24 protein-coding genes and 1 pseudogene are annotated in these 24,969 nt (G+C 73.6%); 6 read left to right on the forward strand and 19 right to left on the reverse strand.

Translation table 11 applies throughout. The features are described 5' to 3' along the window. Nucleotides 1-20: 20 nt before the first annotated feature. The 3 genes from P3T35_RS28700 to P3T35_RS28710 all read right to left on the reverse strand — a co-directional run bounded on the left by P3T35_RS28700 (nucleotide 21) and on the right by P3T35_RS28710 (nucleotide 2,113). Complete coding sequence (locus P3T35_RS28700; protein WP_101378531.1) at nucleotides 21-986, reverse strand: carbohydrate kinase family protein; 966 nt, start codon at nucleotides 984-986, stop codon at nucleotides 21-23. An 88-nt stretch (nucleotides 987-1,074) separates the two neighbouring features. After that, nucleotides 1,075-1,725 carry an NAD(P)-binding domain-containing protein gene (locus P3T35_RS28705; RefSeq protein ID WP_101378530.1) on the reverse strand — a complete coding sequence of 217 codons (651 nt, stop codon included), beginning with the start codon at nucleotides 1,723-1,725 and terminating at the stop codon, nucleotides 1,075-1,077. A gap of 85 nt (nucleotides 1,726-1,810) precedes the next feature. Then, entirely contained in the window at nucleotides 1,811-2,113 is a 303-nt protein-coding gene (locus P3T35_RS28710; protein WP_101378529.1) for an antibiotic biosynthesis monooxygenase, read from the reverse strand. Nucleotides 2,114-2,412: 299 nt separating this feature from the next. Here P3T35_RS28710 and P3T35_RS28715 point away from each other — a divergent pair, with 299 nt between their 5' ends. Then, nucleotides 2,413-4,242, forward strand: coding sequence for a glycoside hydrolase family 15 protein (locus P3T35_RS28715; RefSeq protein WP_101378528.1), 1,830 nt, complete (start codon nucleotides 2,413-2,415; stop codon nucleotides 4,240-4,242). A 26-nt stretch (nucleotides 4,243-4,268) separates the two neighbouring features. On the opposite strand, the gene P3T35_RS28720 is transcribed toward P3T35_RS28715, so the two are convergent. The 7 genes from P3T35_RS28720 to adh all read right to left on the reverse strand — a co-directional run bounded on the left by P3T35_RS28720 (nucleotide 4,269) and on the right by adh (nucleotide 9,521). Beyond that, nucleotides 4,269-4,640: a nuclear transport factor 2 family protein gene (locus tag P3T35_RS28720; RefSeq protein ID WP_101378527.1), complete on the reverse strand. Its 372-nt coding sequence runs from the start codon at nucleotides 4,638-4,640 to the stop codon at nucleotides 4,269-4,271. Between the two features lie 39 nt (nucleotides 4,641-4,679). Further along, on the reverse strand, nucleotides 4,680-5,588 hold the full coding sequence (locus tag P3T35_RS28725) for an oxidoreductase (protein ID WP_101378526.1): 909 nt from the start codon (nucleotides 5,586-5,588) through the stop codon (nucleotides 4,680-4,682). A gap of 15 nt (nucleotides 5,589-5,603) precedes the next feature. Beyond that, a complete protein-coding gene (locus P3T35_RS28730; RefSeq protein WP_101378525.1) occupies nucleotides 5,604-6,167 on the reverse strand; it encodes an NAD(P)H-dependent oxidoreductase in 564 nt (187 codons plus the stop codon). Nucleotides 6,168-6,192: 25 nt separating this feature from the next. Beyond that, entirely contained in the window at nucleotides 6,193-6,720 is a 528-nt protein-coding gene (locus tag P3T35_RS28735) for a YceI family protein (protein ID WP_101378524.1), read from the reverse strand. An 80-nt stretch (nucleotides 6,721-6,800) separates the two neighbouring features. Beyond that, complete coding sequence (locus P3T35_RS28740; RefSeq protein WP_101378523.1) at nucleotides 6,801-7,220, reverse strand: nuclear transport factor 2 family protein; 420 nt, start codon at nucleotides 7,218-7,220, stop codon at nucleotides 6,801-6,803. Nucleotides 7,221-7,350: 130 nt separating this feature from the next. Further along, entirely contained in the window at nucleotides 7,351-7,854 is a 504-nt protein-coding gene (locus tag P3T35_RS28745) for a MarR family transcriptional regulator (RefSeq protein ID WP_101378522.1), read from the reverse strand. 149 nt (nucleotides 7,855-8,003) lie between these two features. Beyond that, the gene (adh, locus tag P3T35_RS28750) at nucleotides 8,004-9,521 is read right to left on the reverse strand and encodes an aldehyde dehydrogenase (RefSeq protein WP_101378521.1); all 1,518 of its coding nucleotides are present in this window, start codon (nucleotides 9,519-9,521) and stop codon (nucleotides 8,004-8,006) included. A 269-nt stretch (nucleotides 9,522-9,790) separates the two neighbouring features. Between adh and P3T35_RS28755 the strand changes: the two genes are divergently transcribed. Further along, the gene (locus P3T35_RS28755) at nucleotides 9,791-12,808 is read left to right on the forward strand and encodes a BTAD domain-containing putative transcriptional regulator (protein WP_280708336.1); all 3,018 of its coding nucleotides are present in this window, start codon (nucleotides 9,791-9,793) and stop codon (nucleotides 12,806-12,808) included. 118 nt (nucleotides 12,809-12,926) lie between these two features. On the opposite strand, the gene P3T35_RS28760 is transcribed toward P3T35_RS28755, so the two are convergent. Next, nucleotides 12,927-13,133, reverse strand: coding sequence for a hypothetical protein (locus P3T35_RS28760; RefSeq protein WP_101378520.1), 207 nt, complete (start codon nucleotides 13,131-13,133; stop codon nucleotides 12,927-12,929). Between the two features lie 195 nt (nucleotides 13,134-13,328). Here P3T35_RS28760 and P3T35_RS28765 point away from each other — a divergent pair, with 195 nt between their 5' ends. After that, nucleotides 13,329-14,048 (forward strand): LuxR C-terminal-related transcriptional regulator, encoded by a 720-nt coding sequence (locus tag P3T35_RS28765; RefSeq protein WP_280708340.1) that lies wholly within the window; start codon nucleotides 13,329-13,331, stop codon nucleotides 14,046-14,048. Nucleotides 14,049-14,305: 257 nt separating this feature from the next. Next, nucleotides 14,306-15,580, forward strand: a complete 1,275-nt coding sequence (locus P3T35_RS28770; RefSeq protein ID WP_180356265.1) for a M20/M25/M40 family metallo-hydrolase — start codon at nucleotides 14,306-14,308, stop codon at nucleotides 15,578-15,580. A 129-nt stretch (nucleotides 15,581-15,709) separates the two neighbouring features. On the opposite strand, the gene P3T35_RS28775 is transcribed toward P3T35_RS28770, so the two are convergent. Genes P3T35_RS28775 through P3T35_RS28785 form a run of 3 tightly spaced genes read right to left on the reverse strand, consistent with a single transcriptional unit; the run spans nucleotide 15,710 to nucleotide 18,397 of the window. Further along, on the reverse strand, nucleotides 15,710-16,786 hold the full coding sequence (locus P3T35_RS28775; RefSeq protein ID WP_101378518.1) for an alpha/beta hydrolase: 1,077 nt from the start codon (nucleotides 16,784-16,786) through the stop codon (nucleotides 15,710-15,712). Between the two features lie 43 nt (nucleotides 16,787-16,829). Beyond that, on the reverse strand, nucleotides 16,830-17,939 hold the full coding sequence (locus P3T35_RS28780) for a DUF5808 domain-containing protein (RefSeq protein WP_143676693.1): 1,110 nt from the start codon (nucleotides 17,937-17,939) through the stop codon (nucleotides 16,830-16,832). Continuing rightward, on the reverse strand, nucleotides 17,939-18,397 hold the full coding sequence (locus tag P3T35_RS28785; RefSeq protein WP_101378516.1) for a GntR family transcriptional regulator: 459 nt from the start codon (nucleotides 18,395-18,397) through the stop codon (nucleotides 17,939-17,941). The genes P3T35_RS28780 and P3T35_RS28785 overlap by 1 nt, the downstream gene beginning before the upstream one ends. 212 nt (nucleotides 18,398-18,609) lie before the next feature. Here P3T35_RS28785 and P3T35_RS28790 point away from each other — a divergent pair, with 212 nt between their 5' ends. Then, on the forward strand, nucleotides 18,610-19,464 hold the full coding sequence (locus tag P3T35_RS28790; RefSeq protein ID WP_101378515.1) for an S-methyl-5'-thioadenosine phosphorylase: 855 nt from the start codon (nucleotides 18,610-18,612) through the stop codon (nucleotides 19,462-19,464). Here P3T35_RS28790 and P3T35_RS28795 read toward each other — a convergent pair. Both P3T35_RS28795 and P3T35_RS28800 read right to left on the reverse strand, forming a co-directional pair. After that, nucleotides 19,430-19,873 (reverse strand): hypothetical protein, encoded by a 444-nt coding sequence (locus P3T35_RS28795; protein ID WP_101378514.1) that lies wholly within the window; start codon nucleotides 19,871-19,873, stop codon nucleotides 19,430-19,432. The genes P3T35_RS28790 and P3T35_RS28795 overlap by 35 nt on opposite strands. 38 nt (nucleotides 19,874-19,911) lie before the next feature. Continuing rightward, nucleotides 19,912-21,039, reverse strand: a complete 1,128-nt coding sequence (locus P3T35_RS28800) for a molybdopterin-dependent oxidoreductase (protein WP_280708354.1) — start codon at nucleotides 21,037-21,039, stop codon at nucleotides 19,912-19,914. Between the two features lie 210 nt (nucleotides 21,040-21,249). Here P3T35_RS28800 and P3T35_RS28805 point away from each other — a divergent pair, with 210 nt between their 5' ends. Then, on the forward strand, nucleotides 21,250-22,689 hold the full coding sequence (locus P3T35_RS28805) for a glycosyltransferase 87 family protein (RefSeq protein ID WP_280708344.1): 1,440 nt from the start codon (nucleotides 21,250-21,252) through the stop codon (nucleotides 22,687-22,689). Nucleotides 22,690-22,795: 106 nt separating this feature from the next. Here P3T35_RS28805 and P3T35_RS28810 read toward each other — a convergent pair whose 3' ends face one another. The 3 genes and pseudogenes from P3T35_RS28810 to P3T35_RS28820 all read right to left on the reverse strand — a co-directional run. After that, nucleotides 22,796-23,452, reverse strand: coding sequence for a methyltransferase domain-containing protein (locus P3T35_RS28810; RefSeq protein ID WP_101378513.1), 657 nt, complete (start codon nucleotides 23,450-23,452; stop codon nucleotides 22,796-22,798). Beyond that, nucleotides 23,449-24,138, reverse strand: coding sequence for a DUF2064 domain-containing protein (locus tag P3T35_RS28815; protein WP_218976762.1), 690 nt, complete (start codon nucleotides 24,136-24,138; stop codon nucleotides 23,449-23,451). The genes P3T35_RS28810 and P3T35_RS28815 overlap by 4 nt, the downstream gene beginning before the upstream one ends. Then, nucleotides 24,112-24,807, reverse strand: a pseudogene (locus P3T35_RS28820) (glycosyltransferase family 2 protein); the annotation flags it as partial. The gene P3T35_RS28815 and the pseudogene P3T35_RS28820, both read right to left, overlap by 27 nt. Nucleotides 24,808-24,969 lie beyond the last annotated feature (162 nt).

Raw genomic sequence — 24,969 nt, forward strand, 5'->3', positions numbered from 1 at the left:
CCATCTGCGGTGGCGGGGCGTTAGTGTGACGGTTGGTCAGACATGGGAAGCGTCCCGGGTAGCTCGGTGGAGCGCCCGAGCCGGCGGTCGAGGTCGTCGGCCCGCAGGGCGGCGCTGGAGCCCGGGCCGGTGGTCGCCGCGGCCCCGCAGACCACCGCGGCAGTGAGGCAGTCCGGCAGGCTCCAGCCCGCGAGGAGGCCGTGCACGAATCCGGCGTTGAAGCAGTCGCCCGCCCCGGTGGTATCCACGACCCGGGAGGGAACGGCGGGAACGTCATGGCGCTTGCCGCCCTGGACGGCGGTCGCGCCGTTCGCACCGCGCTTGACGACGAGGACGGGAACCAGCGCGGCGAGCTCCGTGACGGCGTCCTCCACGTCCCCGGCGCCCGTCAGACGAACGGCCTCGGCCGCGTTCGGCGTGAAGACGTCCACCTCGGCCAGGGTCCGGCGGACCGCCGGGTCGCTCAGGGCCGCGGCGGTGTCGTGGCAGTCCATCACCACCACCGTGCCCAGCTCCCGGGCCACCCGCAGCGCCCCGAGTACCGCATCGTCGCACCGGAGTTGGGGCAGTACCAGGAACCGGGGCCGATGCCGGCGCAGCAGCAGCGCGAGCTGCTCGGGAGCGACCGGATCCTGGAAGCTGACCATGGACCGCTCGCCGTCCGCCGCCAGGGCGACCGTCAGACTGCGCACCGGGAAGGGGTGATGACGGAAAGCCGCCTCGTCCAACCCCTCGTGCCTGGCGGCGGCCAGCACCTGCGCGCTGAACGCGTCCGTACCGAAATCGGTGCTCCACACCACGTCACGCCCCAGCCGGCGCAGCGCCATCGCGGGCGAGTACGCCCCGCCGGGCACCAGCGCGAAGCCCTCGGCGAACACCTCGCCCCCCGGGCGCAGCGCATCCGTCAGGCCGTGGAACACCAGGTCGGCGAAGTATGCTCCCACCACGAGCACATCCGGGCGTCGCAGCGCATCGTTGGTCTCCATCCGCTGAGCATCGGCCGCTCGACGGCGGTCAAAACCTCTCCCGGGCGTCCAGGCGAGGCCGGGGGCTGCCGCGGTCGCGCGAGATCCGCTAACTGGCATCCACCGCGGCGCGCGCCTGGGCCAGGTCGACCACCTCGCCGTCGGGCCCGGCCTGATGCAGGTCGCCGCCGGGCGACTCGATGCGGCCGGCGGCGGCCAGGCCGCCGGCCTTGACGGGGTCGAACCCGGCCACGCGGATCAGCCGCTCGGCCGTCGCCGCGGCACTGCCGTCGTCGGTGGCGTAGAAGAGCGCCGCCCGCCGCGGCGCGCGGTTCGCGCTCGCCGCCAGCACGCCCGCGCCGAGGGTGCCGAACGCCTTGACGTAGTGGGCGCCTTCCGGCAGCAGCGCGGCGGCCACCGACCCGGCCGACTGCCCCTCGGGCAGCGACCGCACGATCCGGCCCTTCTCGTCGAACGCGACCGGGTTCGACGGGTCGATCACGACCTTGCCCGCGAGCAGCGGTCGGACCTGCGGGATCAGCTCCCGCATGGCGTCCAGCCAGATGGCGAACACGACCGTGTCCGCGCCCGTGATCGAGTCCGCCACGGTGGCGGCGCGTGCGAGCGGCCCGAGCTCGGCTGCCAGCTCCTCGGCGCGCGACGCGCCCTTCCCCGCCAGGACGACGCTCTCGCCCCCGGCCACCAGCTGCCGGGCGAGCACACCTCCGATGTTGCCGACGCCCACGATTGCGGTGGTCATCTCCAGCCTTCCTCATCCGTTGTCTCAGAGCCTGTGACCAGGCGATTCCCCGGGGGCTACCTTGGTGCTGGAGCAGGTGTGCCGGCTACAGCGGGGTGGCGGCCAGGATGTCGACGTGATCGATGCGCGGCGGGGCGGCGAGCAGGGTGGCGGCGGCCTCGCCCAGGGCTGCGGCGATGCGGCCTCTCAGGTGGTCGTCTCGGCCCTGCTCGTCGGCGAAGGTGTCGAAGATGCCGAAAGCCGTAGGACCGAGTCTGAAAGCGAACCAGGTCACGGTGCCGCTCTCCTGACGTGCCGGCTCCACGGCGTCGGTGAGCATCCGCTCGACCGCTTCGGCGTGTTCGGGGCGTGCTTCGATGCGGGCCAACAGGCCCAGCCGCGAGGTCATGTGCGCTCCAGGACGTCTGAACTGCCCGGTTCGGTACGGCCGGGCCGGTCACGGACGCTACGCCGCCGGACAGGCCTCGGACGGTGCGCCGCGCGCTGCGGGTCGACCGGGTCCGCTGATTCGGACCAACGACGGACCGCCCGCCGCCTGCGCCGCCCGGAGGCGGAGTGGAGCGCCTCCGGACGGGTCCGAGCGTCTGCTCATGGCGCTCCGGGACGGCACCCCGCCTCGCGTAGCGATCTAGTATGAAGAGCAAGCCTTCATCTCCAGGCCCGCGCCGCAGCGGCGGGGAGGCCGACATGGTGTTCGACATGAGTGGTTTCGAGCAGGCGGACAGCAGCCGCTACACACCGATCTCCGAGCACGGCCTGATCGGCGATCTTCGTACGACCGCCCTGGTCGGCACGAACGGCACCATCGACTGGTACTGCTGCCCGCGCTTCGATGCGCCCAGTGTGTTCGGATCCATCCTCGACGCCGATCGGGGCGGGTCGTTCGAGCTGGCCGCCGAGGTCCCGACCCGCACCCGGCAGTTCTACTTCCCCGACACGAACGTGCTGATCACACGGTTCTTCGCGGCGGACGGCGTGGCGGAGATCCAGGACTTCATGCCCGTGACCGACGAGTCGAGCGAGGTGGCCCGGCACCGGCTGATCCGGCGGGTGATCTGCGTGCGGGGAGTCCTCCCGTTCAAGGCACGGATCGCCCCGCGCTTCGGCTACGGCGCCGAAACGCACACCGTGCACCTCGAAGGCCACCAGGCGGTGTTCCGCTCCCCGTCACTGACGCTCGGGCTGACCACCACCGCACCGCTGGAGTGCGACGGCCTGGACGTGTGGTCGCACTTCAAGCTCCTTGAGGGCGAGTCCCACGTGTTCGCCCTCGACCACATCACCGACGAGGTCCCGACCCGGTCGTGTCCGCGTGCCGAGGCGCAGGAGCAGGCTGAGGCGACCATCCGGTTCTGGCGCCGCTGGCTGGCCGGTTCGCGCTACCACGGGCGGTGGCGGGAGATGGTGAACCGCTCCGCGCTGGTGCTGAAGCTGCTCACCTACGCGCCGACCGGTGCGATCGTCGCCGCACCGACCACCAGCCTGCCCGAGCGGGTCGGCGGCGAGCGCAACTGGGACTACCGGTACGTGTGGGTCCGCGACGCCGCGTTCTGCGTCTACGCCTTGCTGCGCCTGGGGTTCACCTCGGAGGCCGAGGCGTTCATGCGGTTTCTCGGCGACCGCATGCGCGGCACCGATGCGACCGGCCCGCTGCAGATCATGTACGGCATCGATGGGCGCAGCGAGCTGCCCGAATACGAGTTGCCGCACCTGGAGGGCCACCTCGGCTCCGCACCGGTCCGGGTCGGCAACGCCGCCACCGGCCAGCTCCAGCTGGACATCTACGGAGCCGTGATCGACTGCGTCTACCTGTACGACAAGTGGGGGCAGCCGATCAGCAGCGCCACCTGGGAGGAGGTCGGCGCGGTGGCGGACTGGCTCTGCGAGCACTGGGACCAGCCCGACGAGGGAATCTGGGAGACCCGCGCGGGCCGCAGGAACTTCGTGTACTCGCGGCTGATGTGCTGGGTGGCGCTGGAGCGGGCGATGCGGATGGCGACCCGCCGCGGCCTGCCGGCGGACCTGCCCCGCTGGCGGGAGTCCCGCGATGCGATCTACCGGCAGATCATGCAGCGCGGCTGGTCGACCGAGCGGGGGGCGTTCGTCCAGTCCCTGGATGACGGTGAGCTGGACGCCTCGCTGCTGATGATGCCGATGGCCAAGTTCATCTCGCCCACCGACCCCAAGTGGCTCTCCACCCTGGACGCGCTCACCACGGACCTGGTCTCCGACTCGCTGGTCTACCGCTACAACCCGACGGCCAGCCCGGACGGCCTGAGCGGCCCGGAGGGCACCTTCTCGATCTGCTCCTTCTGGTACGTGGAGGCACTGGCCCGCGCGGGCCGGCTGGAGGAGGCCCGGCTCGCCTTCGAGAAGATGCTCACCTACGCCAACCACCTCGGCCTGTTCGCCGAAGAGATCGGTCCGACCGGCGAACAACTCGGCAACTTCCCGCAGGCCTTCACCCACCTCTCGTTGATCAGCGCCGCCTTCAACCTCGACCGCGCGCTGGGCTGACGTCCCGCCGGCAGGCATGGCACCGGTCAGGACGGCGGGGGGACCTCGGCGACGATGGTGTAGAGCTCGACGATGACGCCGTCCTTGCAGTGGGCGATGTCCATACCGCTCACGACCGGCGGTCGGCCCGAGGGCCCGTACCGGAAGCCGAGGTGGCCGAGGTCGTCATTGACCGAGACGGGGCCGTCCGGTTGATAGACCCAGCCCGGGTTCTGCTCCTGCAGCTCCTCGGCGCGGCGCGCGAGAGCCTCGCGCCCGCGGACGATGCGGTCGGGCTCGTGCCAGACGACGTCCTGGGCGTAGGTCTCAGCGATCGCCCTGGCCCGGCGGCCGGGGTCGGGTTCGTTGAAGACGTCGAGGAGGTTGCGGCGCATCAGGTCGGCGACGGTGTTGCTCATGAGTGGTCCTCCAGGTCGTGCCGTGGCGGGGGCGGGCGTTCAGGCTCGCCGGTTCGGCGGTGGGAACTCCCGGGCCAGTTCCTTGCGTGACGCCTCGTCGAGCCGCACCGACGCGGTGCCGAGGTTCTCGGCCAGGTGTGTGCGGGTGCGGGTGCCGGGGATGAGCAGGATGTTGGGCGCGAGGTCGAGCAGCCAGGCGAGGGTGAGCTGCGCCGGGGTGGCCCCCAGGCGTCGACCGAGGTCGGCGAGGACGGGGCTGGAGAGGATCCGGTTCTGGACGCCGCGCGGCCACCCGAGCGGGCAGAACGGGACGAACGCGATCCCTCTGCTCGTGCACTCCTGGAGCACGTCGAGGGAGCCGTGGTCCGCGAGGTTGAAGAGGTTCTGGACGCAGGCGATCTCGGTCTGGCCGACGGCCCGCAGCAGGTGCTCCCGCGAGATGTTGCTGAGGCCGATGCCGTCGATCAGGCCCTCCTCGCGGGCCCGGACCAGCTCCGCCAGCTGGGCGTCGAAGCGCGGGCCTGGAGCGGCCGTTCCGTCGACCATGCGCAGGTTCACCGCGGCCAGGCGGTCGGTGCCGAGGGTGGCGAGGTTCTCCTCGATGCCCTCGCGCAGCTGGTGCGGCTCGTCGTAGGGCAGGACGGCGCCCGTCTCGTCACGACGGGCGGCGACCTTGCTGACGATGGCCAGGCCGTCCGGGTAGGGGTGCAGCGCCTCGCGGATCAACTCGTTGACGACGCCGGGGCCGTAGTACTGGGCGGTGTCGATGTGGTTGACGCCGCCGGCGACCGCGGCGCGCAGCACGCGCAGTGCCTCGTCGCGGTCGCGGGGCGGGCCGAAGACGTTGTCGCCGGCCAGTTGCATCGCGCCGTAGCCGATCCGACGCACCCGCCAGGGGCCGAGGGCGTACGAACCTGCGGATGCGGGAGGGGGGTTCTGCTCTGGCATGGCGTCTCCAGCCACTCAGTCGCGCAGCGTCTTCATCGCAGTCGACCAGGCCTCGAGCTCGTCGAACAGCTTGGTGGCCCCGGCGTCGTGGTGCTCGCTGGGCTTGAAGAGCGAGAGGTTCTCGAAGTCGGTGAACAGTGAGAAGGCCAACTGCTGGTGGATGTGCGCGAGTTGGACCGCACTCGCGATGGTGCGCAGGTGCTCGGCGGCGCGGATGCCGCCGACGGTGCCGTACGAGACGAAGGCGGCGGCCTTGTTGTTCCACTCGGCGTAGGCGAAGTCGATCGCGTCCTTCAGCGCGCCGGGGATGGAGTGGTTGTACTCGGGGGTGACGAAGACGTAGCCGTCGAACTCGGCGACCTTGGCCGCCCAGGCCTTGGTGTGCTCGCCCTGGTACCGGCCCATGGACGGTGGCAGCGGCTCGTCCAGGTGGGGCAGCGACCAGTCGGCGAGGTCGACCAGCTCGTACTCGGCGGCGGTGCGGGCGCCCGCGCGGTCGATGACCCAGTCGGCGACCGCCTTGCCGTTGCGGCCGGGGCGGGTGCTGCCGAGGATCACTGCGATCTTGAGAGTGCTCATGGTGTCCACTCCTTCCGCGACTCCGCTAGACGGGGACGTCGCCGGTGCGGCGGGCGCGGATGCTCGCGGTCAGCCGCAGGCGGCGTCCGGCCACGCCCTTGAGCCTGGTCACGCCGTGGGCGTAGCGGTCGACGGTCGCGGTGGCCTCGACGTCGATCTCGTCGCCGTCGACCCCAGCCCTCGCCACGGTGAAGGTGACGGGTGCGCGGACACCGTGGGCGGTAAGCAGCCCCTGCAGGGCCCAGGCGCCGGCCTCGGTCAGCTCGGCCCCGGTCGAGCTGAACGCGATGTCGGGGTAGCCGGCGGTGTCCAGCAGCGCCTTGGACAGGACCTTGCGGTCCCGGTTGCTGTTGCCGGTGTCGAAGCTGGCCGCGTCGGCAACGGCGTCCACCCGGCTGCCGGTGAGCGGCTCGGTGACGGAGACCGTGCCGCCGCGCAGCCGGAAGCTGCCGCGCACGGTACCGAGCCCGAACATGTGCTTGGTGACGAAGGTGATCTCGGAACGGGGGACGTCGATGGCGTAGCATCCCGGCGCCGGCGTTGCGGTGGTCATGATGACCTCCTGTATAACTTGAGCCTTCAAGTCACACTCTAGCCCTTTCGACTTGAAGGCTCAAGTCATCACTCAGCCTTTCAGGCGAGGCCGAGCTGCGCGGCGATGACCGTGCCGGAGGGGTAGCAGTCAAACCGCTTGATCTTGCCGTCGACCAGCTCGAACACGTCGCAGCACGGGGCGTCCATGCGCTTGCCGGTGGGCGGGACGGTGCCGGCGGGCAGCTCCAGCGGGCCGAGGTGGGTGCCCTGCAGGCGCAGCTGCACGACCACCATGTTGTCGGTGACGTAGACCCGCTCCAGCTCGCGGTGCATGTCGGGGAAGGCCTTGGCGTAGACCTCGACCGTCTTCCCGAGCTCCTCGGGACCGCGGTAGGTGAGCGGGATCGACATGTCGGTGAAGGTCCCGTCCTCGGTGAACGCCGCGACCCAGCCGGCGACGTCCTGCTCCTCGGCGACCTGGTAGGCGGCGCGGACGCTCTTCTCGTTGTCCAGTGACATTTCGGTTCTCCTCCACTCGGTGGGGTACCTTGTGAGTTGACTTTAGCATTCAAGTCACTGTCCGGCGCAAGCCCTTGGAGGGGAATGGTTTCGCCGGAGTTGGCTCTAGAAGATCGCTTGATGCATCAAGTCAGCGTGCGGGCGAGTCGATGCGCTGCAGGATCCGCTCGGCGTCCTGGCCGAGCCGGCGCAGGCGCTCACCGGAGAGGTTGTCGACGACCAGGCGGCGGACGTAGGCCACGTGCGCGGGGGCGGCCGATTCGAGCTTGCTCATGCCGGCGGGCAGGAGGATGGCGTTGGTGAACCGTCCGTCGGCCGGATCGGGCTCGCGGCGGACGTATCCGCGGCTCTCCAGCCGCTTGATCATGTGCGAGAGGCGGGACAGCGACGTGCTGGTGTTCTCGGCCAGCACGCTCATGCGCAGGGACCGCTCGGGGGCCTCGGACAGCATCGCCAGGGCCATGTACTCGACCATGCTCAGGTCGGCGTCGCGCTGCAGCTGCGCGTCGATGGCCCATGGCAGCCGGGTCATCAGGCGGACCACCGACAGCCAGGAGGCCAGCTCGCCGGGGTCGAGCCACAGGTCCGCCTGCTCGTCTATCCGCGCCTGGGGCGGCTCGTTCTGGCCGGTCATCCTGAAAGCTTATCAGCCACGCCGTGCGGATGACATGAGTCGGGCTTGCGGCTCCCCAGCTGGCTTTGTCACTTGAATCTTCATGCAGTGTGGGGAGGGCGATGGCGCGGCTCCGGGGATGGAGTCGCCGGAGCCGCGGGGTCGGGTGTCTAGAAGAAGCCGAGCTTCTTGGCGGAGTAGCTGACCAGGAGGTTCTTGGTCTGCTGGTAGTGGTCGAGCATCATCTTGTGGGTCTCGCGGCCGAAGCCGGACTTCTTGTAGCCGCCGAAGGCTGCTGCTGCGGGGTAGGCGTGGTAGCAGTTGGTCCAGACGCGGCCGGCCTTGATTTCGCGGCCCATGCGGTAGGCGGTGTTGCCGTCGCGGGTCCAGACGCCGGCGCCGAGGCCGAAGGGCGTGTCATTGGCGATCTTGAGGGCCTCGTCGACGGAGTCGAACGTGGCGACGGAGACGACCGGGCCGAAGATCTCCTCCTGGAAGATGCGCATCTCGTTGCTGCCGCGGAAGATGGTCGGCTCGATGTAGTAGCCGCCCGGCAGGCCGTCCACGGTGCGGGCGTTGCCGCCGGTCAGGAGCTCGGCGCCCTCGCGCTTGCCGATGTCGATGTACGAGAGGATCTTGCGGAACTGCTCGTCGCTGGCCTGTGCGCCGATCATGGTGGCCGGGTCCAGCGGGCTGCCGGCGGTGATGGCCTTGGTGCGCTCGACGCAGCGGGCCATGAACTCGTCGTAGATCGAGGAGTGGATCAGGGCCCGGGAGGGGCAGGTGCAGACCTCGCCCTGGTTGAGGGCGAACATCACGAAGCCCTCGACGGCCTTGTCCAGGAAGTCGTCGTCGGCGGCGGTGACGTCGGGCAGGAAGATGTTGGGGCTCTTGCCACCCAGTTCCAGCGTGACGGGGATGATGTTCTCGCTGGCGTACTGCATGATGAGGCGTCCGGTGCCGGTCTCGCCGGTGAAGGCGATCTTGGCGATCCGCGGGCTGGAGGCGAGCGGCTTGCCGGCCTCGATGCCGAAGCCGTTGACGACGTTGAGCACACCGGGTGGCAGCAGGTCGGCGATCAGCTCGATGAACACCAGCACGCTGACGGGGGTCTGCTCAGCGGGCTTGATGATCACGCAGTTGCCGGCCGCCAGCGCCGGGGCGAGCTTCCAGGCGGCCATCAGCAGCGGGAAGTTCCACGGGATGATCTGGCCGACCACGCCCAGCGGCTCATGGAAGTGGTACGCCACGGTGTCCTGGTCGATCTCGGCGATGCTGCCCTCCTGGCCGCGGACCACGCCGGCGAAGTACCGGAAGTGGTCGACGGCGAGCGGCAGATCGGCGGCCAGCGATTCACGGATCGGCTTGCCGTTGTCGAAGGTCTCGATGACCGCCAGGCGTTCGAGGTTGGCCTCGATCCGGTCGGCGATCCGGTTCAGCAGGTTGGCCCGCTCGGTGATCGGGGTGCGGCCCCAGGCGTCGGCGGCGCGGTGGGCGGCGTCGAGGGCGAGCTCGATGTCGGCCGCCTGCGAGCGCGCCACCTGGCAGTAGACCTGGCCGTCGACGGGGGAGGTGTTGTCGAAGTACCGGCCGTCGACCGGAGCGACCCAGTCGCCGCCGATGAAGTTGTCGTACGTGGACTTGAGGGAGACCGGGCTGCCTTCGGCGCCGGGCTTTGCGTAGACCATCGCGGCTCTCCTGCACGGGGAGTGACGGGGGATCGACGGCTCGGGCCGTCGCGGGGCGGCGGTCAGTGTGGCGCACGGAGGTTGGTGAAACGTTGGTGCGGAGGGGCGGACAAATCGGCCTTTTCGAACTCCAGTCCGGGCGGCTGCGACCAAAGGGCAGCGGTGACCCGTAAGAGAGAGGGGGGCGGCGGCGCCTGCCGGGATGGTATGAAGCGCAGTACGAACACGCACGGTACGGGGGCTGACGGTTGACGGGGGGTGGCATCGGCGTGGATGAACTGCGCTTTTGCGTGCTGGGGCGGATGCTGGGGGAGCGGGGCGGCGTTCCCGTGGTGCTGGGCAGTCCGCAGCAGCGGGCCGTCCTCGCGGTGCTGCTGCTCACGCCGGGGCACACGGCCAGCACGTCCGACCTGATCGACGCGCTGTGGCCCGACGACCCGCCGAGTCACGCCCGGACCACCGTGCGCACCTACGTGTGGCGGTTGCGCCGGAGCCTGGCCGTCGGAGCGGAACCGGTGGACCAGACGGAGGGGCGGCTGAGCTCCGTCCCCGGCGGCTACCACCTGGACGTGCCCACGGGCTGCGTGGACGCGCTCCGGGCGGAGCGGCTGGTGGCCGAGGCGGGCGGCGCCTCGGCGGGCGGCGCGCCGGAGCGGGCCCGAGCGCTGCTCGGGGAGGCGCTCGCGCTCTGGCAGGGCGAGCCACTGGTCGGCATTCCGGGGCCGTTCGCGGCGCGCCAGCGCAGCCGGCTCGGCGACCTGCGCCTGACGCTGCTGGAGGAGCGCGTCGCGCTCGACATCGCATTGGGTCGCGCCGCCCTGTGCGTCTCGGAACTGACCGCGCTCACCCAGGAGTTCCCGCTGCGGGAGCGGTTCCACGAGCTGCTGATGCGCGCGCTCTGCCAGGCCGGGCGCCAGACCGAGGCCCTGGAGGTGTTCCGGAGCGCGCGCCGGCTGCTGGTCCGGGAACTGGGCGTGGAACCCGGGCGCGACCTGGCCGCCCTGCACGGCCGGATCCTGGACGGCGATCCGGAGCTGACCGGGCGGGCGCCCGCGGTCCGGCCGGGCGGCGGCTCGGGTGCACCGACCGGCCCCGGCGAACCCGAGCCCACCCCGGATCCGGAACGCCCCGATGCGCTCCCCAGACCCGCGCAACTCCCGCCGGACGATGCGGACTTCACCGGACGTGAGGCGGCCGTCGAGGCGCTGTGCGCGGCGCTGACCGCGGCGGCCCCCGGGCGGGACGCGCTGCGGATCGGCGCGGTGGCCGGCATGGGCGGCGTGGGCAAGACCGCCCTGGCGGTGCACGTCGCCCACCGGGTGAAGGAGCACTTCCCCGCCGGGCAGCTCTACGCGGACCTGCGCGGCGACGGCGGGCCGGTCACCCCGGAGGCCGTGCTCACCGCGTTCCTGCGGGCGCTGGGTACCGCGCCCGAGGCGCTGCCCGACGGCCTGGCCGCCAAGTCCGCCCTGTTCCGCTCGCTCACCGATGGCCGGCGGCTCCTGGTGGTGCTGGACAACGCGGTGGACAGCGCGCAGATCCGGCCGCTGCTGCCGGGCGCCGCGGGCTGCGCGGTCCTGGTCACCAGCCGGGCCTGGCTGGCCGGGCTGCCCGGAGCCCGGCAGATCGGGCTGACCGTCTTCGCACCGCAGGAGGCACAGGACCTGCTGGAGCGGATGATCGGCGCCGAGCGGCTGGCCGGCGAGTCCGCCGCCGCCCTGGAACTGGTCACGGCCTGCGGATTCCTGCCGCTCGCCGTCAGGATCGTCGCGGCCCGGCTGGCGGCCCGGCCCAGCTGGACGGTCCGGGTGATGGTCGACCGGCTCAGCGACGAACGGCGCCGGCTCGACGAGTTGCGGGTCGGGGACCTCGCGGTGCAGGCGACCTTCGAGCTGGGCTACCGCCAGCTGACGCCGTACCAGGTGCGGGCGTTCCGGCTGGTCGCCGCGGTGGACTGCAAAGACCTGGGGACCGCCGCCGCGGCCGCGCTGCTCGGCCTGGACGAGCACATCGCCGACGAGCTGCTGGAGTCGCTGGCGGACGTCGCGATGCTGGAGTCGCCGGCCGCCGGGCGGTACCGGTCGCACGAGCTGCTCCGGGCCTTCGCCCGCCGCAAGTCCGAGGCCGGCCACCCGGCGGACACGGTCGCCGGGCGGACCCGGCTGCTGGAGTTCCAACTGGCCACGGCCTGCGCGGCGTTCGAGCAGGTGGTCCCGGGCGACCCGATCCGCGACGCGCTGGACCTGCGCGCCCCCGGGCCGGCCTTCGCTGGTCCGGAGGCCGCCCGGAGCTGGGCGGCACAGGAGACGGACTCGCTCCTGAGCCTGGCCACCCAGGTGGCGACGGCCGTCGCGGGCCGGCCGCCGGGCGAGCAGCAGGCGACCGAGGAACTGCACGCGGCGGTCGGTCTGCTCATCGCGCTGACACCGTTCAACCGCGGTGCCTGGCAGGGCCAGTGGGCGGCGGCCCGGGCCCTGCTGCAGGCGGCCGAACGGCGGGCGGACCGCTGGGCCGAGGGCCGGGCCCGGTTCCTGTGCGGCAACGCCGCCCTGGCAGCCGCCCGGTTGGACGAGGCCGAGCAGCTGACCCGGTCGGCGGCGCAGGCCTGCCGGGAGACCGGCGACACCGTGATCCTGCGTCAGTCCCTCAACGACCTCGGCATGATGGCCCAGTACCGGGGCCACTACGACGAGGCGGCCCGCTGCTACGACGAGGCGATCCTGCTGGCCCGCGCGCTCGGCCACGAGACGGGGGAGAGCGCGACCGTGTTCAACGCCGCCGTCGCCTGGGTGCGCAGCGGGCAGCCCGACCGGGCGGTGCGCGCCTGTCTGGGCGAGCTGGACAAACCGCGGCTGCGCACGGCGGGCGCCGGCCGGGCCCAAGCGCTCTACGTGCTCGGGTTCAGCCTGCACGCCTCGCAGCGGTACGACGAGGCGGCCGAGCGGCTGAGCGAGGCGTTGGCGCTCTGGACCGGGCTGGACCAGACCGGCTGGGTGGCGGCCACCCGCTACCGGTTGGCGGACACCCTGCGCGCGCTGGGCCGCGCCGAGGAGGCACTGCCGCTGGCGCGCGCGGCCGTCGAGGCCTGCCAGGAGGGCCGCAGCGAACGGGAGTCGGGCCAGGCGCTGATGGTGCTGGGGCGGGTGCTGTCGGCGCTCGGCCGGCGTGCCGAGGCGCTGGACTGCGTCGAGCGCGCCCATGGCCTGTTCGCCCGTCTGGGGCTGCCGGAGGAGCGGACCGCTGCGGCCCAACTGGCCGCTGGCGAGCCGGACTTGTCGGCTTACTGAGCCGGCTCGGCGCGCCGGCGTCGAGCGGCCTCAGCCCGCCCCGCGAGGCGGGCCGTCGGACGTTCCGCGCTGCCCGTCCCAGCCGCTCGGTCCCGCAGGGTCGTCACGGCCTAGGAGCTCACCCCGTGGTGCCGCTGTTCCATTCGTCCGTCGGCTGCGGCGACCTGCCGCCGGGGCCCTGCACCATGGCCGTCGCGTGCCCGCTGGGGGCGTGCGCCGAGGCCGCCGCGAGGCTGCCGCCACCGATCAGGACGGCGCCCGCCAGGGCGAAGCCGGCCAGCAGCCGTATGACGCGGGCGGACCTGCGAGGGGTGGTCGACGGCATCGAGAACTCCTTCTCGTTCGGGGGTGCCTGTCGCCGGACCCGTGGGCCCCGGTCGACGTTCCGGAGTCTGGCAGCCCACCCGTCAACGCGCTGTCAACGACAGGCGGCCGGCGCAACCGGGCCGCGTAGACGTGGCACTGACGACCAGCGGCGACTCTTGGTCCAGGCGAGACCGGACTGAAGGAGTGTGAGCACGTGCTGAGTCACGAGCTGGGCCACGCGACCGATGGTGAACAGGCGATGTCCCCGCTGCGGGCGGGCACCAGCGCGAGCAGGGGATCGAGCGTGCTCGTCGAGATCCAGGCGGCCGACCCGATCTCACGGGCCGGCCTGGTGCACCAGCTGCTCCAGCACCCCGCCATCCGCCTCGCCGCGGAGCACACCCCGCCGCCGGCGCGGGCCGCGGCGGTGGCGGTGGTGCTCGTCGACGTCGTCGACGGCCCCGCCGTGGAGGCGATGCGGCGGCTGAGCCAGGAGCGGGCGGGCCGGGTGGTGCTGGTGGCCGGCCGGCTCGGCGAGGTGGGGGCACTGGACGTGGTCGAGTGCGGGGTCGCCGTGGTGCTGTGGCGGCGGCAGGCCGACGCGGAGCAGCTGGCTCGCGGCGTGCTCGCCGCCGCCCGGGGCAACCGGGAGCTGCCCAGCGACCTGCTGAACCAGGTGATCGCCGAGGTCGGTCGGGTGCGGCGCGGCGGTGTTGCCGACTGCCCGGCGACGGACGCCCCGGAGCAGCTGACCGAGCGTGAGGCGGACATCCTGCGGATGGTCGCGGACGGCCTCGACACCGCGCAGATCGCCGCGCGGATGGCCTACTCGGAGCGGACCATCAAGAACATCCTGGCCGGCCTGACCAGCCGGTTCCAGCTGCGCAACCGCGCCCACGCGGTGGCCTACGCGCTGCGCGCCGGCCACATCTGAGCGCGGCCGGCACAGCGGGACCGCGTCCGCGGTGAACCGACCCTGCTCTCGCGCAGCTTCCGCCCCTGCCCGCTTCGCGGGACGAAGGTGAGGGCCTGGCCGTGAGCAGCACCGAACGCGGTCACGAGTACTTCAAAGCCGGCGCAGTGGGAGCGGGCGGCCGGACGGGCCGTGAGGACTCTGGAGTGCAAGAAGGGACAACCGATGGACAGCGCGACGAGCCGGCCCGGCAGCGGGTTGCGGGAGTCGCTCGGCGAGTGGCACCGGTGACCGGCGCGGCGGCGTCGGCGCGGCGGCAGGTGCGGCTCTGGAGCGAGCGGCACCGGGACCGGATCGCCGAGGCGATCGGCACGCTGGTCCGGGTGCCCACCGTGGCACCGGATGAGCCGCTGGCCGCCGGCCTGCTGACGGGCTACCTGCAAGGTGCCCGGTTCACCGTGCGCAGCGAGCCACCGCATTCCGGCCTGCTCGGCCACCCCGACCACACCCCGTCCGCCCTGCCGGAGCCGGCCCCGGCCCGCCCCAACCTGCGCGCTGCGCTGCCGCGGGTGCCCGGGCTGCCCACGGTGCTCTTCTCGGCCCACACCGACGTGCTGCCCGCGCAGCGCCACCCGGAGCCGTGGAGCGGGCGGTTCGACGGCGTGCGGGTGCACGGCCGGGGGAGCGCCGACACCAAGGGCAACATCGTGATGCTGGTGGAGGCCGTGCGCTGCCTGCACGAACTCGGCCTGCCGATGCGGGCCAACGTCGAACTGGACCTGGTGAGCGACGAGCAGGCCGGCGGCAACGGAGCGCTCTCCACCCTGCTGCACGGTGTGCACGCACAGGAGGTGGTGGTCCTCAAACCCACCGGGCTGACGGTGCACCACGGCCACCCCGGCTGCCTGGGCTTCGAGGTCGAGGCCCAGGCGGCCGCCGACGGGCAGGCTCACCGGGTGGACGCGGTGGACGCCTGCCTGGCCGCCCTGGACCGGCTGCGCGCGCTGGAGCGCCGCTGGCTGGAGCAGGCGGCCGGCTGCCCCGGCTTCGAGCGGGCGGCCCGCCCCCTCGAACTCGACGTCAGCGCGCTGGCAGCCGACGCCTCCCACTGGTCCACCCCCGACCGCTGCGGCTTCCGGGCAACCCTGGGCTTCCTGCCCGACCGCACCCGGGCCGAGGCCGCAGCCGAGATCGAGCGGACCGTGCTGACCGGCGCCGACGCCGAGCGGCTGCGGCTCTCCTGGCGCGGCATCCGCCACGACGCCTACCTCGGCGCGAGCGACGGGCCCGCCGCCGAGCAGCTGCGCGCCGCCGTTCGCTGGGCCGGCGGGGCCCCGGGTAACGCGGCCGCCTGGCAGGCGAGTTGTGATGCACGGCTCTACCACCGCTGGTCCCCGGCCGAGACGCTGGTCTTCGGCTGCGGAGACCAGCGGGACGCGCACAGCGACCATGAGTCGATCGATGTCGGCCAGGTCCTCGACGGCCTGGCCACCCTGGTCGGCCACCTGTCCGGAGCGGCGCAGCTGAGCCGCAGCAGCCGCGCCGGCACCTGAACCGGGTTCGGCGGCGCGGCGGCGACCAGCGGCGCCGGCAACTGCCGGTGACCTCACGAGAGAGCAGCGGCCCCGCCGGCCCCCAGGGGTCGGCGGGGCCCGTCGTGCAGCGGACCGAGGACGGGCCGGCTATTCGCCCGACTTCCAGGGGCGGGCGAACTCGTGCAGCGCCGCGACGGCGGCCGGGGCGAGCATCCGGTCGTTCACCGGTGTGCCGGCCGGGTGCAGGAAGTGGTCCAGGCCGTCCAGGGTGCGCAGGCCCGGGCCGGTGGCGTGGGCGCGGGCGAGTGCGGTGAGCAGCGGCGCCGTGGTCGCGCAGGGCACGTTGGCGTCGGCGGTGCCGCAGGTGACGGTGACCCGGGTGCCGGGGCGGATCGCCCGGGCGGCGTCCGGCGGGGAGACGGCGTCGTCGCTGCGGACGAAGCGGGCATTGTTCGGGCCGAAGAGCGCGTTCAGCAGCGAGGCGAGCGGCGGCAGCAGAGCACTCGTGTCGGTGGGGCGCCCGGCCCGGAAGTCGGCGATGGCGGTGGCAATGCCCGCCCTGTTCGCCTGGGCCACCGGCTCGGTCAACTGCCCGGCCGTCACGGCCTCGTCGAGTTGGCCGTCGAGCTGGGCGGCCAGCAGGTCCAGCAGGCGCTCGTCCTGCGGGGCCAGCAGTGCGAGGCCGGCCGGTGCGGGCCGCACCGTCCGGGCGAGGAGCAGTGCCTGCAGTCCGCCCTCGCTGTGGCCGACGACCAGCAGGGCGTGCGGGTCGGCCTCCGGCTGGTCGCGCAGGGTGGTGTAGGCGGCCGTGGCCTGGCGGGTGAAGGCGGCCAGGTCCAGCCGGCCGGGGTCGCCCTGGTAGGCGCCGGCTCCGGTGCGGCCGGTGAAGTACTTGTCGAAGCGCAGCGTCATCACGCCGTCGGCGCCGAGGGTGTCGGCGATCAGCGCCAGGGTGCCGGGGGTGAGGGCGGGCGGCTCGTTGCCGTCGCGGTCCGTCGGGCCGCTGCCGGGCAGCAGCAGGGCGGCGGCCAGGTGGTGTCCGGCCCGGTGGGCGGGCACGTGCAGGGTGCCGTAGGCGGTGGTGCCGTCCACCGTGAACTGCACGTCGCGGTCGGCGGCGGGGACGAGCGCGGCCGGTGCGGCCGCGTTCGCGGTGGGTGCGCCCAGCCCTGTCGCGGTGACCGCGGCCAGCAGGGCAGCGGTCGCTAAGGTGCGCCAACGCATGTGTTTCTCCTGTGAGTTGGGACTGATTTCGGGTTCTGGTAGCTCAGCGGCCGATCAATTGCAGGGTGACGATGAAGACTGCCAGCCCCGCGACCAGTAGCAGGCACCGCGGGTTGCCGAAGTTGATGGTCCAGCCGATGCCGAACCGCTTGGCGACGAAGAGGGACGGGTCCTGCCGGTTGACGTAGAACAGCCCGCCGGCGCGCCAGTAGCGGTCGTCGTCCGGGGCCACCACCCGCGGGTCGGCGGGTTCGCCCGCCGCGCCGTCCCGGGCACCTGTCGCCAGGCGGCTGCCGCCCTGCCCGGTGCGCGCCGCGATCGCGACGACGATGAGCAGGCCGGCCATGATCGGCGCCAGCACGGGGAACGGGGAGAACGAGAGGTCGCCGTGCCAGCTCTGCCAGGCCGCGGCCAGTATGCCCAGGTTGACGCAGGCCCCCAGCACCATGACCGACCCCGCGGTCCGGACGACGAACCGCCGGTGCCGCGCGGCGCTCGCCGCCGGCCGCGCCGGGTCGAGCTCGGCCCGGGAGCGGAGGACCAGCCAGGTCACCAGCAGGAGCAGCCCGGTGAGCGCGAGTTGGATGAAGACCGGCGCGAAGGCGGTGCCGATCGACTTCTCCGCCAACCGGTCGGCGTTCCCGCGGGTGGCGTAGTGCATCGGCAGCCGGTCCGGCATCGACGGGTACTCCACTGCGGCCAGCACCGCGGTGACCGCGGTGACCAGCAGCGCGGGCACGGCCCACCGCCAGGGGTAGCGCACCGGCTCGGTCCGCAGCGAGGTGTCCACGGCGACCACCTGGCGCAGGCCCCCGTACCAGTCCTCGCCGCGCTTGACCGCCCGGATCGCGCGACGAGCACGCAGGTACCCGACCGTGGACACCGCCGCGATCGCCGTCGACGCGCCGGCGAACAGCGGCTTGCTCGGGAACGCGAGGCAGCAGACGAGGTCGGCCACGAGCACCGCCCCGCCGACGCCGCCCACCCACCAGCGGTACGCGCGCCGCTGCTCGGCGACCACCGGGGCGTCGGCGTGCGCGGGCGGGGTCCGCACCCCGAAGGGCAGGGTCGGCCCGGTGAGGGCGGGCATCAGCCACGCCGTCAGCAGGATGACGAAGGGTATGACCACCTGAACGACAGCTGTTCCGGACATCATGCCGGCTCTCCTAGGCCTCTCTGTTCCATGCCGAGCTCTCCACCGCGCCGCTCGCCGACCTGCCCGCCGGGCTGGGCCCCGAAGGAGCCGACCACCCGACCGCACATCGTCAGCACGGCCGCCGCGTCCACCCCTTGCGCCGCCGCCTCGGCGAGCAGCGTCCGCAGCCTGGCCGACCACTCGTCGGCGAAGCCGGGAGGCGGCGGCCCGGAGTGCGGGTCCCGCTGCACCACCGCGCCGCTCTTGCGGTTCAGCCGTAGCAGGCCCTCCTGGCGCAGCAGGTCGTAGGCCTTGTTGACGGTGTGGAAGTTGATGCCGAGGTCGCCGGCCAGCTGCCGGGTCGACGGCAGGGCACTTCCCTCCACCAACTCGCCCACCGCGATGGCCTCGACGACCTGGTCCCGGATCTGCTGGTAGATCGGGACGGCGCTGCTCAGGTCGATGCTCAGGATCACGCCTGACTCCCTGGGGTGTATCTGCTCTATTACTTATAGAACAGACCGTCAGGTGCCTGCAAGGAGGGGAGCGTCAGTGAAGCGTCAAGACGGCCAGGACGGCGGGCGGGCTCCGGCGTTCCGGAACCGTAAGGTCCCGGCACCCGAGTTCCGTTCTGCCCGGCTTCTACAGTGACCTGGATATTCGCCGAGGATGGAGAGGGGCAGAGACGATGGCCGATCAGGATGCGGCACCGCGGGCCGAGCTCGGGGTGATCGGCGGTTCGGGGCTGTACGCGCTGCTGGACGACATGGCCGAGGTGCGGGTGGACACTCCCTACGGGCCGCCGAGCGATGCGCTGTTCGTGGGAGAGGTGGCCGGGCGGCGAGTGGCGTTCCTGCCGCGCCACGGGCGCGGGCACGGCCTGCCGCCGCACCGGATCAACTACCGCGCCAACCTGTGGGCGCTGCACTCCCTAGGGGTGCGCCAGGTGCTCGGCCCGTGCGCGGTGGGCGGCTTGCGGCCGGAGTACGGACCGGGCACGCTGCTGGTGCCCGACCAGTTCGTGGACCGCACCTCGGGGCGGGTGCAGACCTACTACGACGGGCTGCCGCTGCCGGACGGCTCGGTGCCCGAGGTGGTGCACGTGTCGATGGCGGATCCCTACTGTCCGCAGGGGCGCGCGGCGGTCCTGGCGGCTGCCGGCGAGGAGGCCTGGGCGCCGGTGGACGGCGGGACGCTGGTGGTCATCGAGGGCCCGCGGTTCTCCACTCGCGCCGAATCCCGCTGGTTCACCGCCAACGGCTGGTCGGTGGTCGGCATGACCGGCCACCCGGAGGCCGTACTCGCCCGCGAACTCGGCCTCTGCTACACCTCGTTGGCCCTGGTCACCGACCACGACGCGGGCGTGGAGAGCGGCCAGGGCGTCACCCACGCCGAGGTCCTGGAGGTCTTCGCCCGCAACGTCGACCGGCTGCGCACCGTGCTCTTCAAGGCGATCGAGCTGCTGCCGGCGGACCGCGACTGCCCGTGCGGGCATGCGCTGGACGGCCTCACCACCGGCCTGCCCGGGGTGGCGGGTCACTGACCGGTCCGCGCCCGCGCCGCCGCCACCACTGGGCCGCCGCTCCCAGCAGGCCCAGGGCGGCGCAGGCGGCCAGGGCCAGCAGCCAGTTCCGCAGGTAGGGCAGCGGCAGCAGTGACCGGTTGGCGCGCTGAACTCCGGAGCGCAGCACGGCGGGCAGCCCGACCGCGGTGACGGCGGCCGCGACGATCAGCCAGCCGCGCAGCAGCGGCCGCCGCGCCAGCGGGGCGCCCAGGGCGGTGAGCGCCGGCACCCACAGGCCGTCGTGCAGCACCAGCGCACCCACCGCCCAGATCAGGACGTCCAACGGGTCGGTGATGTAAGGGTCGTTGAGCAGGCCGTGCAAGCCGAAACCGATCAGCGCGAGGCCGGCGGTCAGCAGCGTGCCGCGCAGCACGCGCGCCGCAGGCATCCGATGCTTGGACTGATGGAACGTCAAAAAGCGTGCCATCAGAGCACCTCGATCCGGGCGACCCACTTGGTCTGCAGCACACCGGGCCGGTCCGGAGCGATGATCCGGGCCGGGAAGCCATGGTCGGCCGACAGCACCTCACCGTCAACTCCCAGAGCCAGCAAGGTCAGTGGATCATCGGCGTACTGGGCGGGCATCTCCATCACCCGGTACGGTCCGTCGGCCTCCAGTGAGCTGACCCGGATCGCCGAGCCGGGCGGCGCACCGGTCAGCGCGAGCAGGTCGGCCACCCGGACCCCGTGCCAGCGGGCGCTCACGCTCCAGCCCTCCACACAGGCGATCGGCAGGACCGCTTCGTGCTGGGGCAGTTGGCGGAGGTCGGCGAGGGTGAGGCGCAACGGCCGTGGGCCGTCGACCTGGAGGCGCCAGTCGGCGGGAACGGTGACCGTGCCGGCCTGCGCGGCCGTCCGGTTGACCGGCAGGCCGCGCAGGCCGGCACCCGGGCGGCGCGGGGCCAGCAGGTCCAGCGGGCGCAGCCAGGGCACGCTCTGCCCGGCCGTGGTGACGGTCACCGCGCCGACCGCCGTGCCGACGGCGACCAGGAACGCCCGGCGCCCCGGCACCACGGCACGGGCCCGCCGCCAGTGCTCGCCGATCACCGGGGCCTTGACGGCGACGTGCACCAGCAGGCCGCCGGTCGCCAGCCAGCCCAGCCAGAAGTGGGTCTGCCGGAACGGGAACGGCCACGGGTACCACTGCAGCGTGTTGAGCAGACCGGTGAACAGTTCGAGCAGGGTCGCCGCGACCAGGACCGCGATGCCCAGCCGCTCCAGCGCGTGCAACACGCCGCGCACCGGAGGCCACTCGAACAGTCGCGGGTAGACGGTCCAGAGCTTCGCCCCGGCCAGCGGGATCGCGGCGATGCCGCTGGCCACGTGCAGCCCCTGGGTGACCCGGTAGCCGTCCACCGGGCGGGTGGGCAGCAAGTGGGCCAGCCCGTGCGGCGGTTGCTGCAGCACATGGCTGACCAGACCGGTCAGGAAGCAGGTCAGCAGCGCCGCGCCCAGCCAGCGGCCGAGCACCACCGCCGTGCGCGGCTCGTGCAGGGACGAGCGGAACGCCCCGGCGCGGAACGGGCCGCGGCGCGCGGCGGCGGGCCAGGACAGCCGTCGCGGGAGGGACCAGGACAGCCGGCGCGGAACGGACCACGGCGGACGTCGGAGGGCAGGGCGGCGCGGGGCACCGGAAGGCTTGGAATCCACGCTCTCATCGAAGCGCTCCCGGGGCGCCCAAGGGCACTTCGGCGTGCTTACGGATTGCGAACGGCACTCGGGCCGACGGCGCTGCGGCGCCCATCCCGGTGGCAGGGTGGGCCCGTGCCCACTCCACCCACACCCCCTGCGACCAGCCCGCTCGCCCCGGTCACCCCGCTCGCCCCGACCCGCAGCGCGCTGCCCGGCGCCCTCGTCGTCGCCGCGCTCGCCGCCCTGGCCGCCGCGCTGGCCCTGACGATCACCGGGCGCGGCACGCTCGCCCATCCCGCGCCGCTCTACCGCTGGTACACCGTCGACGCGGCGCTGTTCGCCCTCGCGCTGCTGCTGCTCCGGCGGGTGCCGGACCGTCAGGTGGTGCCGCTGGTCCTGGCGGGCAGCGTGGTCGTCGCCGCGCTGGGGCTGCTGGCACCGCCGCGCACCAGCGACGACGCCTACCGCTACGTCTGGGACGGCCGGGTCCAGGCCGCCGGCATCTCACCGTACGCTTACCCGCCCGACGACCCCGCGCTCGCCCGGCTGCGCGATCCGCAGCTGTTCCCGGTCGGCGGCCGGTGCGACGAATGGGACGAGCGGCGCACCGCAGCCGGGGACTGCACCCGGATCAACCGCCCTGCCGTGCACACGATCTACCCGCCGGTGGCGGAGGCCTGGTTCCTGGCCGTGCACCCGTGGGGCGGCGGGATCCGCGGGGCACAGGCGGCCGGCGCGCTGCTCGCCGTCGCGACCACGGGCGGGCTGCTGTGGGCGGGCCGGGGGAGCCGGCGGGCGGCGCTGTGGGGGTGGTGTCCGGGCGTCACCGTGTGGTCGGTCAACGATGCGCACGTCGACACGCTCGGCGCGCTGCTGCTGGTCGCCGGACTGGGCTGCGCGGCCCGGCGTCGGGCCGGGCCCGCCGGTGCGCTGGTCGGGGCGGCGATCGCCACCAAGCTGCTGCCGGGGCTCGCGCTGCCGGGCGCGCTCTCCGGGGCGCTGGCCCGCCGGCCGACCCGGCGCGACCTGGTGCTCCTCGCCGCCGCCGTGGGGACGTTCGCGCTGACCTACGTGCCGTACCTGCTCGCCTCGGGCGTGGGCGTCCTGGGGTACCTGCCGGGCTACCTGCAGGAGGAGGGTTACGAGCAGGGCGGCCTCGACCGGTTCGGGCTGCTCCGCGCGGTGGTGCCGGACCGGTGGGTGCCGTGGGCGGCGGGGGTGCTGCTGACCGGGGTGGTGCTCCGGGTGCTGCGCCGCGGTGACGCCGAACGCCCTTGGCGGGGTGCGCTGTTGGTGACGGGCAGCGCCCTGCTGATCGTGGCGCCGAGCTACCCGTGGTACGGGCTGCTGGTGGTGGCCCTGGTCGCGCTGGACGGCCGCTGGGAGTGGCTGGCCGTCCCGGCGGCGGGGGAGGCGCTGTACCTGGTCGGCGGCGATGCCGCGCAGCGGGCGGCGTACGGGGTTGCGCTGGGGTGCGTGCTGGCGGGGCCGGCGCTGCGGGGGCTGGCCCGGGCGTCCCGGTCGCGCCGGTCAACTGGGCGACCGGGACCCCTCGTTGTGCGTGAGCGGTGATGGCGGCCGCGGGCGGCTCGGGTGTTCTTACGCGTGGCGGCCGGCCCGGCTGTTCCGCCCGGCACTGGTCCTGCGCCCGGTCCGGCTGTTGTGCCAGGCTCGGCTTCTACGCCCGGCGCAGGGCCAGGAACCGGCGGCCGTGGGAGGACCAGCGCTCCGCCTCGGCCAGCCCCGCGCCGCGCGCCCGCCGCACCGCGGCCGCGGCGCCCAACCGGGCCCAGGGGAAGGGCGGGCCGAGGCGCCCATCGGGGCCTTCGAGCCGGACGATGAGCCGATCGTCGAGCTCGTGACGGTCGACCTCGACCAGCAACAGGCCGTTCGGCGCCAGGAGTTCGGCGCTGCGGTGGAGCAGGGCGTCCGGGTCGCCGCCGATGCCGAGATTGCCGTCGGCGAGCAGCACGCCGCCCCAGCGGCCCTCGGCGGGCAGCCGCTGGAAGACCGAGCGACGCAGCGCCAGGCCGCCGAGGCGGCAGGTCCTGGCCACCGCCGCGCCGGTGATGTCGATGCCGAGCGCCGGGACGCCGAGGGCGAGCAGGGCCGCCACCAGCCGCCCCGGCCCGCAACCCAGGTCCACCACCGGCGCGTTCAGCACGGAGCAGCGTCGCAGCAGGCTGTGGTCGGCGCCCGCGGCGGGCGCGCACCAGCGTTCGATGTCGAGCCGGATCCGCCGGCCGTCGTCCTGCCGCAGCCAGAGCGGGCCGCGCTCGGTGCGGACGGCCTCGGCGAACGGGTCGTCGACCCAAGCGGCGACCGGGGCGGTCATCCCGCCGCCTCGCCGGTCGCGTGGCTGGACCGCAGCCGCGCCGCGAACCGGCTGCCCGGGGCCTCGGCGGCGACCTGCTCGGCGTCCCGGATGGTGTCCACATCGGTGAGCAACGGAAGTTGACGTATCGTCAGATCGAGACGGGCGAGTCGCTCCAGGAGCGCGGCACCGGTCCCGGCCGTGGACATCGGCACCCCCAGCAGCAGTCGTCGGGCCAGCTTCTCCGTCGGCCGGGCCAGCCCGAACGCCCAGAAACCACCATCGGCGGCCGGCCCGTACCAGGCGTCCACGCCCGTCCGCTCGACGGCCGACAGCGGCTCGGCCAGCGCGGCCGCGGGCAACTGCGGGGTGTCCATGCCGACCAGCAGCGCGGGGGCGTGCGGAGCCAGCCGGGCGGCGAGCGTGAAGGCGGCGGCCAGGCGCTCGTCGAGTCCGCCGGCGCACTGCGGCACGACCTGCCAGCCGGGCGGCAGCCACCGGCCCGGCTCGCCGTCCAGGACGAGCAGGCGCCGGCCTGCGGGGACGGTGGCGAGGGTGTGCAGGGTGTCGGTCAGCGCGGCCTCGGCGAGCGCGGCGGCCTGCTCGGGGGAGCACGACGGAGTGAGTCGCGTCTTCACCCGGCCCGGCACCGGCGCCTTGGCGATCACCAGCAGGGTCGGCGGCGGAGCGGCCAGCACCGCCCGCATGTCGCGGACAGCCTGCCGGGTGCCGCGCACCGTGCCGGTGACCTTGGAGCGGCCCGCGCGCGGCAGGTAGTCGACCGGCGTCTCGGCGATCCGCATCCCGGCCGCCGCACCCGCCAGCACCATCTCCAGGGGGTAGCCGGAGCGGCGGTCCCCGAGACCCAGGGCGAGCAGGCGCTCCCGGCGGGCGGCCCGCATCGGGCCGAGGTCGTGCAGTGGCGCGCCGGTGCGGGCGCGCAACCGGCGGGCCAGCACGGCGTTGGCGAACCGGGCGTGCGCCGGCCAGGCCCCGACGGCGGTCGGCCGGCGCCGGCCCAGCACCAGGTCGGCCGTCCCGTCCAGCACCGGCCCGGTGACGCGCGGCAGTTGGGCCGGGTCCAGCGAGCCGTCGCAGTCCAGGAAGCAGACCAGCTCGGCGGTGGCCGCGAGCAGGCCGGCGTGGCAGGCGGCGCCGAAGCCGCGCCGGGGCTCGCTGACCACGGTCGCACCGAGGGAGCGGGCCAGCTCGGCGGAGCCGTCCCGGGAGCCGTTGTCCACGACGATCGCCCGCCACCCGGACGGGATCCGGCCGAGCACCCAGGGCAGCGCGGCGGCCTCGTCGAGGCAGGGGAGGACGACGTCGACATCGACCGCGTGGGCGGGCGGGGGAGGTGGATTCGGAGGTGGAGTCACAGTCACGTCGGTCACGTTAGGGGCGCGGGGGCGGCCCGAGGCGGCAATCGCGCCTTACGGAAGTCGTACGGCGGCGGGGCGGCCGGTCGTCGGGTGGCGGGCGGCGCGGCGCGGCGGTCGTCCGGTGGCCATGACGAGCGGCGGGGCGAGCGCCGTGACGAC

Origin of the sequence: Kitasatospora sp. GP30, from assembly GCF_029892145.1 — a bacterium.
GTDB lineage: Bacteria > Actinomycetota > Actinomycetes > Streptomycetales > Streptomycetaceae > Kitasatospora > Kitasatospora acidiphila.

Bases quoted from the DNA above. Each gene is read 5' to 3' on its own strand.
- P3T35_RS28715 (WP_101378528.1), top strand. From the start codon at position 2,413: ATGGTGTTCGACATGAGTGGTTTCGAGCAGGCGGACAGCAGCCGCTAC.
- P3T35_RS28720 (WP_101378527.1), bottom strand. From the start codon at position 4,640: ATGAGCAACACCGTCGCCGACCTGATGCGCCGCAACCTCCTCGACGTC.
- P3T35_RS28780 (WP_143676693.1), bottom strand. From the start codon at position 17,939: ATGTCCGGAACAGCTGTCGTTCAGGTGGTCATACCCTTCGTCATCCTG.
- P3T35_RS28810 (WP_101378513.1), bottom strand. From the start codon at position 23,452: ATGACCGCCCCGGTCGCCGCTTGGGTCGACGACCCGTTCGCCGAGGCC.
- P3T35_RS28730 (WP_101378525.1), bottom strand. From the start codon at position 6,167: ATGAGCACTCTCAAGATCGCAGTGATCCTCGGCAGCACCCGCCCCGGC.
- P3T35_RS28815 (WP_218976762.1), bottom strand. From the start codon at position 24,138: ATGCGGGCGGTGCTGGCCGCTCCGCCGCCGACCCTGCTGGTGATCGCC.
- P3T35_RS28700 (WP_101378531.1), bottom strand. From the start codon at position 986: ATGGAGACCAACGATGCGCTGCGACGCCCGGATGTGCTCGTGGTGGGA.
- P3T35_RS28705 (WP_101378530.1), bottom strand. From the start codon at position 1,725: ATGACCACCGCAATCGTGGGCGTCGGCAACATCGGAGGTGTGCTCGCC.
- P3T35_RS28775 (WP_101378518.1), bottom strand. From the start codon at position 16,786: ATGCGTTGGCGCACCTTAGCGACCGCTGCCCTGCTGGCCGCGGTCACC.
- P3T35_RS28725 (WP_101378526.1), bottom strand. From the start codon at position 5,588: ATGCCAGAGCAGAACCCCCCTCCCGCATCCGCAGGTTCGTACGCCCTC.
- P3T35_RS28710 (WP_101378529.1), bottom strand. From the start codon at position 2,113: ATGACCTCGCGGCTGGGCCTGTTGGCCCGCATCGAAGCACGCCCCGAA.
- P3T35_RS28735 (WP_101378524.1), bottom strand. From the start codon at position 6,720: ATGACCACCGCAACGCCGGCGCCGGGATGCTACGCCATCGACGTCCCC.
- adh (WP_101378521.1), bottom strand. From the start codon at position 9,521: ATGGTCTACGCAAAGCCCGGCGCCGAAGGCAGCCCGGTCTCCCTCAAG.
- P3T35_RS28760 (WP_101378520.1), bottom strand. From the start codon at position 13,133: ATGCCGTCGACCACCCCTCGCAGGTCCGCCCGCGTCATACGGCTGCTG.
- P3T35_RS28745 (WP_101378522.1), bottom strand. From the start codon at position 7,854: ATGACCGGCCAGAACGAGCCGCCCCAGGCGCGGATAGACGAGCAGGCG.
- P3T35_RS28740 (WP_101378523.1), bottom strand. From the start codon at position 7,220: ATGTCACTGGACAACGAGAAGAGCGTCCGCGCCGCCTACCAGGTCGCC.
- P3T35_RS28790 (WP_101378515.1), top strand. From the start codon at position 18,610: ATGGCCGATCAGGATGCGGCACCGCGGGCCGAGCTCGGGGTGATCGGC.
- P3T35_RS28795 (WP_101378514.1), bottom strand. From the start codon at position 19,873: ATGCCTGCGGCGCGCGTGCTGCGCGGCACGCTGCTGACCGCCGGCCTC.